16 protein-coding genes and 2 pseudogenes are annotated in these 16,259 nt (G+C 49.2%); 9 read left to right on the forward strand and 9 right to left on the reverse strand.

Going from position 1 to position 16,259, the window contains the following annotated elements; translation table 11 throughout:
- Nucleotides 1–12: 12 nt before the first annotated feature.
- Nucleotides 13–618 (reverse strand): flavin reductase family protein, encoded by a 606-nt coding sequence (locus ACZ41M_RS04380; protein WP_464730136.1) that lies wholly within the window; start codon nucleotides 616–618, stop codon nucleotides 13–15.
- A 140-nt stretch (nucleotides 619–758) separates the two neighbouring features.
- Here ACZ41M_RS04380 and ACZ41M_RS04385 point away from each other — a divergent pair, with 140 nt between their 5' ends.
- A complete protein-coding gene (locus ACZ41M_RS04385; RefSeq protein WP_464737482.1) occupies nucleotides 759–1,394 on the forward strand; it encodes an AzlC family ABC transporter permease in 636 nt (211 codons plus the stop codon).
- Nucleotides 1,391–1,735, forward strand: coding sequence for a branched-chain amino acid transporter permease (locus ACZ41M_RS04390; RefSeq protein ID WP_464730134.1), 345 nt, complete (start codon nucleotides 1,391–1,393; stop codon nucleotides 1,733–1,735). Before ACZ41M_RS04385 ends, ACZ41M_RS04390 begins: the two co-directional genes overlap by 4 nt.
- Nucleotides 1,736–1,797: 62 nt before the next feature.
- Here the strand turns inward: ACZ41M_RS04390 and ACZ41M_RS04395 are convergent, their stop codons facing one another.
- Genes ACZ41M_RS04395 through pmbA form a run of 4 tightly spaced genes read right to left on the reverse strand, consistent with a single transcriptional unit; the run spans nucleotide 1,798 to nucleotide 4,751 of the window.
- Nucleotides 1,798–2,199 (reverse strand): cytochrome b562, encoded by a 402-nt coding sequence (locus ACZ41M_RS04395; protein ID WP_464730133.1) that lies wholly within the window; start codon nucleotides 2,197–2,199, stop codon nucleotides 1,798–1,800.
- 29 nt (nucleotides 2,200–2,228) lie between these two features.
- Nucleotides 2,229–2,585 (reverse strand): hypothetical protein, encoded by a 357-nt coding sequence (locus tag ACZ41M_RS04400; RefSeq protein WP_464730132.1) that lies wholly within the window; start codon nucleotides 2,583–2,585, stop codon nucleotides 2,229–2,231.
- 39 nt (nucleotides 2,586–2,624) lie between these two features.
- Nucleotides 2,625–3,374 carry an SIMPL domain-containing protein gene (locus tag ACZ41M_RS04405; RefSeq protein WP_464730131.1) on the reverse strand — a complete coding sequence of 250 codons (750 nt, stop codon included), beginning with the start codon at nucleotides 3,372–3,374 and terminating at the stop codon, nucleotides 2,625–2,627.
- A gap of 21 nt (nucleotides 3,375–3,395) precedes the next feature.
- Entirely contained in the window at nucleotides 3,396–4,751 is a 1,356-nt protein-coding gene (gene pmbA, locus ACZ41M_RS04410) for a metalloprotease PmbA (protein ID WP_464730130.1), read from the reverse strand.
- Nucleotides 4,752–5,158: 407 nt separating this feature from the next.
- Here pmbA and yjgA point away from each other — a divergent pair, with 407 nt between their 5' ends.
- Both yjgA and ACZ41M_RS04420 read left to right on the forward strand, forming a co-directional pair.
- Nucleotides 5,159–5,731 carry a ribosome biogenesis factor YjgA gene (gene yjgA, locus ACZ41M_RS04415; protein ID WP_464730129.1) on the forward strand — a complete coding sequence of 191 codons (573 nt, stop codon included), beginning with the start codon at nucleotides 5,159–5,161 and terminating at the stop codon, nucleotides 5,729–5,731.
- Between the two features lie 121 nt (nucleotides 5,732–5,852).
- Nucleotides 5,853–6,809, forward strand: coding sequence for an MBL fold metallo-hydrolase (locus ACZ41M_RS04420; protein WP_464730128.1), 957 nt, complete (start codon nucleotides 5,853–5,855; stop codon nucleotides 6,807–6,809).
- 70 nt (nucleotides 6,810–6,879) lie between these two features.
- Here ACZ41M_RS04420 and ACZ41M_RS04425 read toward each other — a convergent pair whose 3' ends face one another.
- A complete protein-coding gene (locus tag ACZ41M_RS04425; RefSeq protein WP_464730127.1) occupies nucleotides 6,880–7,152 on the reverse strand; it encodes a hypothetical protein in 273 nt (90 codons plus the stop codon).
- Nucleotides 7,153–7,245: 93 nt separating this feature from the next.
- Between ACZ41M_RS04425 and ACZ41M_RS04430 the strand changes: the two are divergent.
- Nucleotides 7,246–8,357 (forward strand): annotated as a pseudogene (locus ACZ41M_RS04430) (IS3 family transposase).
- Nucleotides 8,358–8,398: 41 nt separating this feature from the next.
- On the opposite strand, the gene ACZ41M_RS04435 reads toward ACZ41M_RS04430, so the two are convergent.
- A complete protein-coding gene (locus tag ACZ41M_RS04435) occupies nucleotides 8,399–9,772 on the reverse strand; it encodes an ATP-binding protein (protein WP_464730126.1) in 1,374 nt (457 codons plus the stop codon).
- Between the two features lie 41 nt (nucleotides 9,773–9,813).
- On the opposite strand from ACZ41M_RS04435, the pseudogene ACZ41M_RS04440 reads away from it, so the two are divergent.
- Nucleotides 9,814–10,925, forward strand: a pseudogene (locus ACZ41M_RS04440) (IS3 family transposase).
- 166 nt (nucleotides 10,926–11,091) lie between these two features.
- Here the strand turns inward: ACZ41M_RS04440 and ACZ41M_RS04445 are convergent.
- The gene (locus tag ACZ41M_RS04445; RefSeq protein ID WP_464730125.1) at nucleotides 11,092–12,105 is read right to left on the reverse strand and encodes an SIR2 family protein; all 1,014 of its coding nucleotides are present in this window, start codon (nucleotides 12,103–12,105) and stop codon (nucleotides 11,092–11,094) included.
- A 168-nt stretch (nucleotides 12,106–12,273) separates the two neighbouring features.
- Nucleotides 12,274–12,867, reverse strand: coding sequence for an oligoribonuclease (orn, locus tag ACZ41M_RS04450; RefSeq protein WP_464730124.1), 594 nt, complete (start codon nucleotides 12,865–12,867; stop codon nucleotides 12,274–12,276).
- A gap of 46 nt (nucleotides 12,868–12,913) precedes the next feature.
- Here orn and ACZ41M_RS04455 point away from each other — a divergent pair, with 46 nt between their 5' ends.
- Genes ACZ41M_RS04455 through ACZ41M_RS04465 form a run of 3 tightly spaced genes read left to right on the forward strand, consistent with a single transcriptional unit; the run spans nucleotide 12,914 to nucleotide 15,960 of the window.
- Nucleotides 12,914–14,245 (forward strand): M48 family metallopeptidase, encoded by a 1,332-nt coding sequence (locus ACZ41M_RS04455; RefSeq protein WP_464730123.1) that lies wholly within the window; start codon nucleotides 12,914–12,916, stop codon nucleotides 14,243–14,245.
- Nucleotides 14,238–15,185: a ribosome small subunit-dependent GTPase A gene (rsgA, locus tag ACZ41M_RS04460; RefSeq protein ID WP_464730122.1), complete on the forward strand. Its 948-nt coding sequence runs from the start codon at nucleotides 14,238–14,240 to the stop codon at nucleotides 15,183–15,185. The genes ACZ41M_RS04455 and rsgA overlap by 8 nt, the downstream gene beginning before the upstream one ends.
- The gene (locus ACZ41M_RS04465) at nucleotides 15,166–15,960 is read left to right on the forward strand and encodes an IclR family transcriptional regulator (RefSeq protein WP_464730121.1); all 795 of its coding nucleotides are present in this window, start codon (nucleotides 15,166–15,168) and stop codon (nucleotides 15,958–15,960) included. Before rsgA ends, ACZ41M_RS04465 begins: the two co-directional genes overlap by 20 nt.
- Nucleotides 15,961–16,259 lie beyond the last annotated feature (299 nt).

Raw genomic sequence — 16,259 nt, forward strand, 5'->3', positions numbered from 1 at the left:
TATTGGTAAACCTTAGGGTCGCTTCATTTCAAATAATTCACGCGTGCCACTGTACCAATCGCCGCCCATTTTGCCCACCGTATCAATCAGCGGCTGCTTAATCATACCGCCTTCCAAAGCCAGTTCATCCGCCACATAAACTGCCACCACATCGAGCAAAATCATGGTGCCGCCCATCGGCAGTGTGCTCATGCGTGACACTTCACGCAAACGGCACTCATAGCGCACCGGCGCATCCATGACCGATAAAGGTTTGACCTGCGCGCTGGCACAACTGTCCACCTGTGCAAACTCAAATTCACTCTGATCACGCGATAAACTGGCGCAAGTTTGATTCATGCGTTCGGCCAAAGCAACATTCACTACGTTGACCACGCACTCTTTGGTTTCGAGCAAATTGAGCAAAGTATCTTTATCTTGACCATTTTGCGGTTGTAAATGCGACACCATCAATATCGGTGGGTTGCAACTGACCACATTAAAAAACGAATACGGCGCAAGATTATTCACGCCAGCAGCCGACTGCGTGCTGATCCACGCGATCGGACGCGGCGTGACGCCACACACAAGCAAGCGATAGTTTTCTAAAGCAGAAATATCCGATGTATTAAACAGCATAATCGCACCTATTTAAATTATTAATTAAATGCTTAAATTTTACATCATTATACAAACCTTCATTTTCCAGTACAATCGCACATTAAAATTTATTCTACGCTTTTATGCAACGCCCCTCTTTATTCACAATCACACTACCTGTGTTACTCGGCTACATCCCTCTGGGCATAACCTTCGGTTTTCTGATGGTTTCGCAGGGCATTGCTTGGTACATTCCAATTCTATTCAGTATTTTTGTATTTGCGGGTGCGGCGCAATTTTTAGCAGTCGGTTTGGTGGTGAATCACGCCTCGCTTTTGGACACCGCGATTGCGACATTTTTAATCAATCTGCGTCATGTTTTTTACGGTCTATCGCTGTTTGATTTTCTACCACACACTTGGGCGAAACGGCTGTATTTCATGTTTGGCATCACCGACGAAACCTATTCGCTGTTGACCAGCTCCAAATCGGCCAACCCGAGCAATGCGCTGCCCATCGTCGCGTTAAATCAGTTGTATTGGGTTGCGGGAACAGCCATCGGAGCGCTGCTCGCCACCTCACTGCCGCCGATCAAAGGCATCGAGTTTTCGCTGACCGCGCTGTTCGTGATTTTATTGGTCGAGCAAATCCGCGCCAACCACGAGACGAAAACCGTGGCGATGGGAATTTTGGCTTGCTTGGCGGCCACTTGGCTCGCTCCCAACTACTTTTTACTCACCGCCAGCGGCGTGGCGTTGATCCTATTGATGTTGGATTACACTCGTCAACCGAAGAAAGTGGAGGCAGGCGTATGAATACTCCGGTTAGCGGCGTGTACATCGCCGCCATGATTGTGGTGATGGGTTTGGTGACGTGGGGCTTGCGCGCGCTGCCGTTTTTCTTTAAAGATTGGCTGAACGCCCATCCCTTCATCGCCTATATTAAAAATCGCTTTCCACTGATTATGATGCTGATTTTGGTGGTGTATGCGTCGGATGCATACAAAGCCAAGCAATTTTCCGAAATACAGTTTGCGGTATTCGGTATCGCATTGACCGCTTTTTTGCAGGTGGTATTTAAAAACTATCTGCTGAGTTTATTCGGCGGTGTCGCGCTGTACATGATTTTAGTCAACAACGTCCTGAATTTATTCTAAACATAGAAAAGCCCGAGCGATTTCGTTCGGGCTTTGCACTTATATGCCAAATGGCATGTCAATTATTTTTTCAGTACCTTATGGTACTGATTGCGAATCTCCAGCAAACGATTCAGCTCTGCTTTTGCCGCAGTTAAATTGCCCGATGCGATGTTTTGCTCAACCAGCATCAAGCCCGCATCCAGTTTTTTCATCCCTTCAGCATACATAGCCTGCTCAGCATCCGTACCTCGATAGCGGTTGAGCGCTGCGTCGTGTGTGCCTTTTTTAAATCCTGCTACGTGCATTTTAAAATCCGCCAAGTTATCGCTGTTCATCGCCGCTTGATGCGTATTTTTCATCTGCTGCATGGCACTTTTAATGCTCGGCGTACCCATCGGCGCACTCGCGCAGGCACTCAAGGTCAACAAGCTCACTCCCGTGAGCAATGCCGCCAAATTTTTCTGTATGGTGGATGCCTTCATAGTCGTCTCCTTCTGGTTAGAAATCATATTCAATCGGAACTACCCACATCATCATCGCAGTGAAACCGATGCAGCAAGCGATGCGCCACCGGTGTGACCATCAGCGCGGCGGTGACAACGAATACCAAGCCGGCATACAGCGCATACATCCCCGCGAATAGTTTGCCCGCTTCGGTCAACGGTGGATTCACCGGCCCCATTCCACCCAACAGCATGGCGGAATTCAAAAACCCGTCGATCCACGCTAATTGCTCAAACACTTTATAACCCACCATGCCCATCGCCAAAGAGCCGATGAGTAAGGCCAAAGCCACCCACAGATGCTGGCGCAAACGACGCATAAACTGCTGATGTGAAATCACCTGTTGGCGTTTATTCTCGTACATAAATCTCTGCTGTATCGGTTCAAATGACTTTGGACATCATTATGGTTGGGTATTGTACTCAATCGTCACGACTACGCGCGCGATTTTTTTGACCGTGCTTTTATCATAGACGCCGCCGATGCTGTCTTCGGCGCTGCCATTCGCGGGCAGAATGTCAAATGTCCCCTGTGAAGCCGAACGCATCGTACCGACTTTCGCATCGCCATTTTTGGCAAACTCATCCGCACGGGTTTTGGCGTTTTTCGTCGCTTCGCCGATCAGCGCGAGTTTGATGTCATCCAGATTGCCAACCAAAAAATCCACATCGGACACATTCAAATCATGGCCTTGTGCCTGATACTCGATGATTTTGGCGCGGGCTTCTTGAATTTTCGCCAGATCGTTGGTTTTGATGTGCAATGTTTGGGAGGCGTTGAATCCGCGTTGCACCGATACGCTGTAACCGCGATCATCGCGTTCATCCACCATGTGCGGTGTGACGCTTTCCGCATCGAACATCACCTGTTCACCGTCAAAACCAAACTGTTTGAGAAAATTTTGCATCGCCGGTTTTTCTTGCTTGATCTGCGCCAGCGCATCGGCAAAGCTGTCCGCACGCGTATTGAGCGTAATTTGCCATTCGGCTGAAGTCGAATCAATCGGTTTTTCGGCCACGCCCTTGACCGTGATGGTTTGCTTGGCCGAGCCAATTTGCTTGGCCTGCACACCGAGGATAAATGCACCGATGGACATGCCTAAAGCCAACAAAACACCTAAAATTGCCAAACCACGTCCGATGCTTTTATCCATGATGCGCTCCTCTTGTTTACGCTAACCTGCTATGGTCATATTTTCAATCAAAATCGAACCGGTTTGTTTGGTACCGCGCACGATTTCGTCCGCGCCGACCGCCACGATTTGACGGAAGATGTCTTTCAAATTGCCCGCGATGGTGATTTCCTCCACCGGATGAACAATCACCCCGTTTTCCACCCAAAAGCCACTCGCGCCGCGTGAATAATCACCCGTCACATAGTTGACGCCGCTGCCAAGCAATTCGGTCACGAGCAAGCCCGTACCCATTTTATTCAACATGGCCGCGAAATCGTCGCCCTTTTTGGTCTTTGAACTGCTCAAACGCAAATTGTGCGAGCCGCTGGCGTTGCCAGTCGGCTGCATTTTGAGTTTACGCGCCGTGTACATCGACAGCAAATAGCCGGTCAAACGACCTCCGTCCACCAATTCGCGGCGCTGGCACGCCACGCCTTCGTCATCAAAATAGCTGCTGCCCATGCCCTGAACGATGAATGGATCATCCACAATCTGAATGTGTTTCGGAAAAATCCGTTGACCCAGTGCGTCCAATAAAAACGAGGTTTTGCGGTACAAAGCGCCACCGCTGATCGCTTGGGCAAAGTTGCCGAGCAAACCGGCCGCCAAAGGCGCCTCAAACAACACGGGACACGAGCGCGAGCTGATTTTTTTCGCACCCAAACGCGCCGCCGCACGATGCGCTGCATACGCGCCGATTTCCCGTACATCGGCCAATTTTTTCGGATCGCGTGCCGAGGCGTACCACACGTCGCGCTCCATGTGCTTACCCTTTTGCGCAATCGGCACACAACTGGCCGAGTGACGCGAATAGGCATAACCGCCCATAAAACCGTTGCTTGCCGCTGAAACAAAGTGTCCTTGGTGACTGGAAACGCTCGCACCGTCTGAGTTTTTGATGTATTTGCAGGTGTCAAACGCTGCTTGCTCCGCCTGCAAGGTCAATTCGATCGCCTGTGCAGTGGTCAAATCCCACGGGTGGTATAAATCCAAATCCGCATGACTCTTTTTCGGTTGATACAAATATTTTTTCTCCGGCAAACCAGCGCATGGATCGGCTGCCGTGTAACGCGCAATGTCGTATGCCGCCTGAACCGTGCTGGCAATCGCCGGTTCGGAAAAATCCGAGGTGCTGGCAAAGCCACGCTGTTTGCCCACATAGACCGAGACCGAGAGCGATTTGTCGCGGTTATGCTCAACCGTCTCCACCGCGCCATTGCGCGAGCTGACCGACAGGCCATTGGACTCGGAAACCTCCACCGCGCAGGCACGCGCACCCAGTTTTTTTGCGGTCTGTAATGTGTGATGCGCAACGGCTTCAAAGTCGTTGCGTGTATAATCGAAGCTGACGGACATGAAAAACGATCCTTATCTACTTTATGTCTGAATTTAAGGAAACACGGAACAACCCAAACCAGTTTGCGTTCTGAGCAAAAAACATTCAGAACGCGGCGCAGGATAGGGGGCGTAGTCGTTCTACGACAGCCCCTATTCTGCAACAAAGTTCTGGGTGTTTTTTGCCAGAACCCTTTGGGCTGGTGATGGGCGCGTGATTAACTTTGTTGTGATGCCTGTCTAGGGAATGACCATAGACTGCGCGCCACGCCTCGTTACTCATCACGCCAATCAACCAGCGCAGACGGTAGGGGTTGTTCCGTGTTTCCTTAAACCACTATTTGCATTCAATGCGCCCGCATCATACCGCTTTTGTGCCTCATTTGCACGATGACCGTATGTCGCGCGCCCTTCATTACGGTGAATCCATGTCAGAAACTTTTTACGTCGTCGACGGCACACGCGCCGTTGATAAAATCAGCAAAACCAAACGCAAGCAGCAAATGCACGAATTGCAAGACATCGGCGAAGAATTGGTCGAGCTGTCCAAAGAAGCCTTGAGCAAAATCCCGATGTCCGAAGATTTGCTCGATGCCATCAAAGAATACAAACGTCTGAACGCACACGAAGCGCGCCGCCGCCAAATGCAGTTCATCGGCAAAATCATGCGCAAAGAGGACACCGCGCCGATTCGCGAAAAGCTCGAACAAATCAGAGGCTCATCCACCGCCGCGACCGCACTGCTTCATCGCATCGAACGCTACCGCACCGCAATGATCGACAAAGACGAGGCCATCACCCAATTCCTCAGCGACTTTCCGCACGCCTCGGTACAAGAGCTGCGCACGCTGGTACGTAACACACGCAAAGAAACCGAGCAAGCCAAACCGCCCAAATCATTCCGCGAACTGTTTCAATTCATCAAAGCCGTTCTGGAACACAACCCCGATGAGACCGACGAGGATATAACACCGGAGGCCGACCCTACCGATGAAGCGTAAACCAACTATGGTAAAGTTTCACGGCGGTAAGGCTCCACGACAGTAAGACTCGCATTACAATCAACCATTACCATTCGCCATGACATTCTAATATTTAAAACCACACGAAAAGGAGACAAATATGTTTAATTGGAACGACTACGGTAACGGCGTATACGGCTTCGACTCAGGCTACGTTCGCCCCGAATTGGCCGCGATATACCTGATGGTGGAAAACGGACGCGCCGCATTCGTCGATAGCGGCAGCAACGACTCCGTACCCAATGCCCTCGCCGCGCTCAAAAAAGTCGGGCTGAACGAAACCGCCGTTGACTACGTCATCCTCACCCACATCCATCTCGATCACGCGGGTGGCGCCAGCCTAATGATGCAAAAATTCCCGAACGCCAAACTCGTCGTGCATCCGCGCGGCGCGCGTCACATGATAGAGCCATCCAAACTCATCGCCGGCGTGAGCGCGGTTTACGGCGCGGACTATGTGAAAAAAGTCTACGGTGAAATCCTGCCCATCCCAGCCGAACGCATCATCGAAGCACCCGACGACACCCGCATCTCGCTCAATGGCCGCGAACTGCTGTGCATTGACACCCCGGGTCATGCGCGCCACCACATGTGTATCGTTGACCAAAAGTCACAAGGTATCTTCACCGGAGACATGTTCGGCCTGTCCTACCGCGAATTGGACATTGACGATCGCGTATTCATTTTCCCAACCACGACGCCGACGCAATTCGAGCCGGAGGAAATGCGCAACTCCATCGCGCGCCTGCTCGAATTCAAACCCAAAGCCATGTACCTCACGCACTACGGCGCGGTATACCATCCGGAAAAACTCGCGCGCGAACTGCTGCGCCACATCACCGCCGTGGTCAATATGGCCGAATACGTCCAAAGCCTCGGCCTGGATCACGACACGCGCCACCAGCGCCTGAAAGACGCCCTGCAAGCCTACATCATCATGCAAGCGCAGATGTTCGGCAGCACGCTATCCAGCGAGCAAATCGCTGAAATCTTCGCGGGTGATATTGAACTGAATACCCAAGGGATGACGGTTTGGCTGGACAGTTTGGCGAAGTAATATTTGTCACGTTGTACAAAAAACAAAGGGCGCATGTGCGCCCTTTTTGAATAATGATCAAATTAGCACTCTACTGCATGCCTTGCTTACGCCAATTTGCAATAGCTACCAATAATCGACTTTCTTTAACTGGTTTTTGCCATTCATCCCAGAAATTCACCGTACCACTATTTGGTTTGTTTTTCGGCTCATCAATTCTAATTCGACTCGGCAGCAAACTAGCATCCCCCACAACCAGAGCTTCACCAGTATCAAGAGTCGGAAGAATATCACTAAACCCACCAAGACTATCAGGAAGCAATCTCTTGATAACCCCTTGATCCTCAGCATTTGTTAACCTCATAGATACAAAATTACTACATTGACTAGGTAATACCCCCTAAAAAAGCCAGCACCTAAAAGTAGAACCCTTTAAACTAACCCAAAGGAGTTTTACATGAAAGTATCCAAATTCAGCGACAGCCAAATCGCCAGCATTCTAAAACAAGCCGAGTCAGGCGTACCCGTACCCGCACTGTGTCGTGAGCATGGCATCAGCAGTGCCACCTTCTACAAATGGCGCAGCAAATACGCAGGCATGGACGCAAACCTCATGAGCCGCCTCAAAGCCTTAGAAGCCGAGAACACGCGCCTGAAAAAACTCTATGCCGAATCCCAGCTGCACACCGACATCCTCAAGGAGTGCCTTGCAAAAAAGTAAGCGCGTCATCTCGTAAAGAGATGGCGCAACAACTGCACAACGATAAAAACATCAGCATCCGTGCGTCCTGCGAACTCATGAGTATCTCAGAAAAACGCTTTCGCCACATCCCAACGCGCGCGCAAGCCAACGCCATGATAGCCGCTAAACTGATCGAGTTGACCACCACCAAAGGACAAAACACATGGGGCTTTCGATTATGCTACCTGCACATCCGCAACGTCTTGGGCTGGAAATACAACCACAAACGCATCTACCGCATTTACTGCAAACTCGGGCTCAACTTGCGCCTGATTCCCAACAAACGCCTTGACCGAGAAACACCGCAACCACTCGAAGTGCCCGACGCAATGGATGTGACGTGGTCAATCGACTTCACCCACGACAACCTCGAGGATGGGCGCAGCATCCGCTCATGCAACGTCATTGACGACCACAACCGAGAAGGGTTGTTGGCAGAAATCAACTTCTCAATCCCCGCAACCACGCTGACGCGCTATCTCGACCAACTCATTGAATGGCGTGGTAAACCTCAAGCGATACGCTCGGACAACGGCCCTGAATTCATCAGCCACCACTACCAACAATGGGCGCAAAAGCACGACATTAAACTGCTCTACATCCAACCTGGAAACCCACAGCAGAACGCCTACATTGAACGCTTTAACCGAACCATGCGCTATGAATTGCTCAATCAGACATTATTTGAGTCACTCGAACACGCTCAAATCGAGGCGACACAGTGGCTGTGGTGTTACAATAACAACCGTCCTCATATGTCGCTCGGTGGATTCACTCCAGCGCAAACGCGTATGATGGCTTTAACAAACTCACGCGTCCTGCACTAAACGCAGGACTTGTGTTGATTCTACTTTTAGATGCCGCCCTTTTAGGGGGTATTACCACTAAGCATTGTCTTATTTACTTCAGAAGGTCGTTGACTTATCACTACAAGGCTAATACCGTATTTTCGCCCTTCTTTAGCTATACGCTCAAAAATATCCAACGAGACATCATGAGCAGAATCAGCCATACTTCGCTGTGGCATATAGAGATGAGCTTCATCACATAAAAGCGCAATGGGATGTCGCAATTCCAATGGCGTCCATTGTTGGACAGAAAAAGTAACTCGCGCGACCAATGAAACAATTAATGGCAGGACATCCGACGGGACCTCAGAAAAATCAATGATTTTGATCCCTGCTTTACAATTCTCACCAGTACTACCCAATATAGCCTGAGTAAACTTTTCAAGCCAGTCAAAATTCAAGATATCGCCACCTCCATCGAACATAAATCCAAGTCGTCTATCTGACATTTTATTTTCTAACCGAGAAATCATCCGAGCTAGTTTTCCAAAGAAATCACCCTGCTTTTCACCACGAGTACCCGGAACCATTTCTACATTAATTTCATTCAACCGCATCATAAGAGCTTGTAGATCAAATGGAACTGGACTGTCAACTGTAAAATGATTTAGTACCTCCTGTTGATTATTATTTTTTAAGTAATTTTTCTTTGCTTGATTGATTTCTCGAGCCATGATCATAGCTTGATTAGGGGCATTTTGATCACTACGATCAACAAACATGGACACAAGTGCTTCATATGAGAGTAACCAATAAGGGAGATAAAGCACACCGTCATCAACTGTACGCTTTGCCTCAACATCCCCTGGCCCTGCCACTTTAAAGTATTGAATACCATCACCGACTAAAGGCGCATACTCACCATGAAGGTCAAAAACTATGGCATTTGCCGCTGATAGTTCCGACATCTGCTCAATAATCTTGGCTGTTGCCCAAGACTTTCCTGAACCAGTACTCCCCCCAATAAATGCGTGACGCTGAAAAAACTTATTTCCATTAAGATAAGCCAAGGCATGCTCATCTAAAGTGTATCTGCCAAGAATCAGTGAATTACTGTCTGTAATAACATTTGAAAGTGTGCGCATGAAGTTTGTAAGATTATCTCCTTCCAATGAAAAGCAATTAGCATCAATTTCAGGAACACTTTCTAGAGTACGACGAAATACATTTCTTCTTTCTCCATCTCTATCTAACATAGTACCAATCAAAGCAATACGACATAAATTAAGTTCAGAGGGGTCGTTCACACCCTCATTGATAATATCGCCAATATTTCGTTTACGGGTCACCTGTGTAATTAGGCCGATAAGATGCTGTCCTGGACGGCTACTTTGGAGTACAGCAAGATGGTTGACCTGTAATCTTTTGGTAATACCCCCTAAAAAAGCCAGCACCTAAAAGTAGAACCCTTTAAACTAACCCAAAGGAGTTTTACATGAAAGTATCCAAATTCAGCGACAGCCAAATCGCCAGCATTCTAAAACAAGCCGAGTCAGGCGTACCCGTACCCGCACTGTGTCGTGAGCATGGCATCAGCAGTGCCACCTTCTACAAATGGCGCAGCAAATACGCAGGCATGGACGCAAACCTCATGAGCCGCCTCAAAGCCTTAGAAGCCGAGAACACGCGCCTGAAAAAACTCTATGCCGAATCCCAGCTGCACACCGACATCCTCAAGGAGTGCCTTGCAAAAAAGTAAGCGCGTCATCTCGTAAAGAGATGGCGCAACAACTGCACAACGATAAAAACATCAGCATCCGTGCGTCCTGCGAACTCATGAGTATCTCAGAAAAACGCTTTCGCCACATCCCAACGCGCGCGCAAGCCAACGCCATGATAGCCGCTAAACTGATCGAGTTGACCACCACCAAAGGACAAAACACATGGGGCTTTCGATTATGCTACCTGCACATCCGCAACGTCTTGGGCTGGAAATACAACCACAAACGCATCTACCGCATTTACTGCAAACTCGGGCTCAACTTGCGCCTGATTCCCAACAAACGCCTTGACCGAGAAACACCGCAACCACTCGAAGTGCCCGACGCAATGGATGTGACGTGGTCAATCGACTTCACCCACGACAACCTCGAGGATGGGCGCAGCATCCGCTCATGCAACGTCATTGACGACCACAACCGAGAAGGGTTGTTGGCAGAAATCAACTTCTCAATCCCCGCAACCACGCTGACGCGCTATCTCGACCAACTCATTGAATGGCGTGGTAAACCTCAAGCGATACGCTCGGACAACGGCCCTGAATTCATCAGCCACCACTACCAACAATGGGCGCAAAAGCACGACATTAAACTGCTCTACATCCAACCTGGAAACCCACAGCAGAACGCCTACATTGAACGCTTTAACCGAACCATGCGCTATGAATTGCTCAATCAGACATTATTTGAGTCACTCGAACACGCTCAAATCGAGGCGACACAGTGGCTGTGGTGTTACAATAACAACCGTCCTCATATGTCGCTCGGTGGATTCACTCCAGCGCAAACGCGTATGATGGCTTTAACAAACTCACGCGTCCTGCACTAAACGCAGGACTTGTGTTGATTCTACTTTTAGATGCCGCCCTTTTAGGGGGTATTACCTTTTAAGTTGATCTATATTTTCCACATCCACGATAATATTCGTCGTATCAACGGAAGCAACCTTTCCAAGAGCCTCTTCATCTTTAAAATTAAAAATAGTCATATTTTTCCTATGTAATAAGTGACAAATATCCTTCAAGACTCCAAATATTTCTTTTAATGATTAGTGGCGTCTTATTTAAAGAGGAATATACAATAGACTGATCATTCGTTTCTCCTCTTTCTATTGCTAAAAAACTCTGTGCTTCATTATCAATAATTAGCTTCTTGGCTGCATCGGAAAGCGAGTGAGTAATAATTGTAATGGGTATTTTTTCACGAATGCATTTCGTTATGAGCTTCGGTTGAATATGCTCATCATTAAAGCCATAGCCGATGCATAGATACGAATTAGCAGATTTTATAGCTTCATCAGCACTGTTAATAATAGAACGAAATGGTTCCAAGTGAGTCTTTTGATATTTTTGAGCTCCTGGGGTAACAATCTGAGGCTCGTAATTTTCCGGTATCCCATGGGTACTTGCAAGAGCGATGGTATCCTCTGATGAAGACTGAAACCAATCTAAGGAGCCGTGTACTTTCCAGATATTTACTTGACGGGAAGATTTTATTTCTGTTGGCAAGGCGAGCCTACGCAAGAACCCATGCGTAAATCCCGTGTAGTGATGGATTCCTACCTGATCACAGGCATATTCTGCTAGTCGATCATAATTTGTAGTAACAATATTTATTATCCTAAGGCTACTTTTAAACATGTGCTCAAGCAAACGACTTAATGGAAACATGTCTCTATTCTGAAGGCTTTTTTGAAAAACAAGAGAGTCTTCCGTATTAATAAGAAGCCAGGTTGTTTTAATAATTTTTGAGGTAAGCGCATCAGAAACTTTAACCTGATGCAGCGCCGATTCTAGGTCTACCCCTTTCGTTAAGACCTGACAAAGCTGATTCCATGCACTACTATCTGGGTCGGAGGGCTTTAAATCAGTTATATGTGAGATCAAATGATCTGCCAGCCCCTTCATTCCAGACATGCCGTGCGCGGCCGAAGCACCACTACCAAGAATAATAACTGGAACTTTGCTATAGAAATCCTGCGCTTGTTTTTCGTAGTCAAAATCGGGCATTTCAATTTTCCATCAATTTGCTGCATACTAGTTCATGAGCAAAACTCATTATTAATGAGATCATATGCTCTATTGTGGACTATGGACAGTAGAGAATCAATGCTATCAAATGAGCAAAGCCCATCCTTGTCATGTCTCTCTTAACTCAAAAAATTTTGAACATTACAACTACTTAACCAAAATCGTTTCCCGATAGTATTTCAGCTCATCAATCGACTCGTACACATCGGCCAGCGCGGTGTGGCGCGTTTGTTTTTTATAGCCGTCGTACACACGCGGATACCAGCGGCGCGCGAGTTCTTTGAGTGTGGAGACGTCGAGATTGCGGTAGTGAAAGTATTTTTCGAGCGTCGGCATGTAGTTGGCCATGAACCGGCGGTCTTGGCCGATTGAGTTCCCGCACATCGGTGATTTGCTCGGGCCGATGTAGCGTTTGATAAATTCCAATGCCGCTTGCTCGACCTGTGCTTCGGTCAGCGTGGAGGCGCGCACTTTGTCGATCAGGCCTGAGTTGCCGTGGGTTTTTTGATTCCATGCGTCCATGCCGTTGAGCACTTCGTCGGCTTGGTGGATGACCCAGACCGGTGCTTCGGCGATGGTGTTGAGGTTTTTGTCGGTGATGACAATGGCCAGCTCGATAATGCGGTCGGATAAAGGGTTGAGGCCGGTCATTTCCATGTCAAGCCAAACCAGTCGGTCGTCGTCACGCGTACTGATCTCTGCGGGATTTGTCGCTTGTGCAATGGGGCTGGTTTCTGTCATAATTCGCTGGTCTTTCATAATCCGAAAAATTGAGGGTTTATTTTTTATGATGGCTGTATTCAAACAAGCTGAGTTGTTGTTGATGCTGGCGTTCGTCGCCGCGCTGGTGCTGTATTTTACGCTGAAATTGTGGCTGAATATGCGGCAAATTCGTTTCATCATGGCGCATCAACATCAAGTACCGCCCCCGTTTGACCGCCGCATTGATTTGGAGGCGCATCAAAAATCCGCTCGCTACGCGTTTGTGAAACTGCGTTTGGCGCGATTGGGCTTGTTTATCAGCACTTCGGTGTTGCTGATCTGGACTCTGGGCGGTGGGATCGCGAGTTTGTCCGCCGTGGTTCAGCATTTGACCTCGCATCCTTTGCATTTTGGCGTGGTATTGCTGGTGTTGTTCAGTCTGATTGGTTCGCTGTTTGAGCTGCCGCTGGCGTATGTCGATCAATTTTACGTCGAGCAGTCTTTTGGTTTTAACCGAATGACGCGCGGTATGTGGTTGATGGATTTGCTTAAAAATACCGTGCTCTCGGCGATTTTGGGCATTCCTTTGTTGTATGCGGTATTGGCGTTCATGCGTCTCTTTCCTGACACGTGGTGGTTTTGGGCATGGGCGCTGTTCTTGGGGTTTAACGTGCTGATGCTGTGGCTGTATCCGACGCTGATCGCCCCGCTGTTTAACCAATTCACGCCGCTGCCCGATGGCGAATTGAAAACCCGCTTGGAGGCATTGCTTCAGCGTTGCGGCTTTTCCTCGAATGGGATGTTTGTGATGGACGGCTCACGCCGTTCGGGTCATGGCAATGCGTATTTCACCGGCTTTGGTCGCAACAAGCGCATTGTGTTTTTTGACACGCTGCTGGCGCAGTTGACCGAGCCGCAAATCGAGGCAGTGCTGGCGCACGAGCTGGGGCATTTTCACCACAAACATATTCTCAAACGCATGGCGTGGATGCTGCCACTGAGTTTGGGCGGCTTTGCCCTGCTCGGATTTTTGGTTGATAAAATGTGGTTTTACGCGGGCTTGGGTGTCTCGGATGATTTTGCCCTGCTCGACTCATTGGCACAACAACCGACGCATTTATTCGCCGTTGGCCTGCTGCTGTTCAGTCTGGTACTGCCGGTATTTCTGTTCATTTTTACGCCGATTTTTTCGCTGCAATCGCGCAAGGATGAGTTTGAAGCCGACGCATTTGCGGTCAAAAACAGCAACGGCCAAGATTTGATCGACGCGCTGGTAGCTATGTACCACGACAATGCCAGTTTCGTCGGCACCGATCCATGGTATTCGCGCTTTTATGACAGCCACCCGCCGGCGGTGATTCGTGTGGCGCATTTACAATCCGAAATCAGCAAACAATCGGGTGTGCATCATGAGTAAAACCACCACCCTCGTTCGCATCGTCGCCAATTACGGTCATCAATATCTCGGCCTGCTGAACGACTCGCGCACCGACGATGAGCAGCCGCAGTGGGTGCAACTGGTCGCACGCGGCAAAAAGCAAGGCTACGCGGTCGGCGATGTGGTGCAGGTCACGCTGACCAACACCAGCAGCACACCGGCGCAAGGCGCGATTGAGAAAGTCCACGAGCGACGCAATTTGTTCTACCGCTCGGAATTTAACAAACAGAAAAACCTCGCGGCGAACATCGACCAAGTCGCCATCATCTGCGCCACCGAGCCGGGATTCTCCGAGGAGCTGCTCGGGCGCGCGCTGATCTGCGCGCATGTGGCTGACATTGAAGCATTGATCGTGTTGAACAAAATCGACGTGGCCGAATTGCTGCCCTTCGCGCGTGAACGGCTGGCGTTATACCAATCGCTCGGCTACCGCGTGATTGAAGTTTCGGCCAACCAAGAAAACAGCCTACAGAACGAACTCATCCCCGCGCTCGCGGGTCAAACCACACTGTTCATGGGGCAAAGCGGTATGGGCAAATCCTCACTCATCAATGTCCTGATCCCCTCGGCCAATTTACGCACACGCGAGATTTCCAACGTACTCAACACCGGCAAACACACCACCACCTTTTCGCGGCTATTTGACTGCGAATTGAATGGTCACGCCACGCAGATCATCGACTCGCCCGGCTTTGAACAATTCGGCATGGCGCAATTTTCGCTCTCGCAGATTCAACACGCCATGCCCGAATTTGCACCACGGATCGGCCAGTGCAAATTCCACAACTGCACCCATGTGCACGAACCGGCCTGCGCGATCATCCATGCCCTTGAGCACGGTGAGATTTCACCGATTCGCTACGAATTTTATTTACGCCTGATTCAGCAGTTAGACTACTATGAAAACGCCCAATACTGATACACCCCAAGCCGAAATCGTACGCCCAACCATACAGGTACTGGAGCGCACCAACGATTTGCTCAATATTCTGGCGAGGTACAACCAACCGCTCTCTCTCAAATTCCTCGCCGAGCAATCGAAACTGAATATCTCCACCACACATCGGATTTTGAACGATCTGGTACTGGCACGCATCGTGCATCGCCCCAGCTCGGGGCACTACCAACTCGGTATGCGCCTGCTCGAACTGGGTAATCTGGTGAAAGCACGGCTGAACGTGCGCTCCATTGCCCTACCAATCATGCGCCGGCTACAACAAAAAATCGGCCAAACCATCAACCTCTCGATTCGCCAAAACGACGAAATCGTCTACATCGAGCGTGCCTTCTCCGAGCACTCCGGTATGCAAGTCGTGCGCGCCATTGGCGGTCATGCACCTCTGCATTTAACCTCAACCGGCAAACTGTTTCTCTCCACCTACGACAAAGCCGCCCTGCTGGACTACGCCAAACGCACCCAACTCAAAGGCAATACACCCAACAGCATCAACTCATTGGAAAAGCTCAACAAAGAGCTGGAAAACGTGCGCAAAACCCAAACCGCACGCGATCATGAGGAGCTGGAAATCGGCGTATCGTGCATGGCCGCCGCGATCTACGACGACGCACACCAAGTCATCGCCGGACTGTCCATTTCCTCCCCTGCCCATTTGATGCAAGAAACATGGCTCGATGTACTGCGCGAAGCCGCACGAGAAATTTCGACCGCCATGGGGGATGCACCGAGCGAATAAATCGTTTTACCTATAAAAAGAGCGAGCTATATAGCTCGCCCAGATTGTTGAGAAAGTGGCACATACGCCTAAACAAAACTCTGTCATTGCGTTCCGCGAAACTGCGCTACGCTTGTTTTATCGAAACTTCGCTACGCTCGTTTTCCCGCATGATTTTAGCGGGAATCCAGATAGTGACTTCTAACTAAATGTTTTTATTAAAATTTCTGGATACCCGCTTTGCAGAAACTGCACTTCGTTTGTTTTGCGGGTATAACGGCATTTTTCTTAGATTTTGCGACAAATTGCAAGACAGAGGG

Source organism: Puribacter membranae (genome assembly GCF_055380425.1).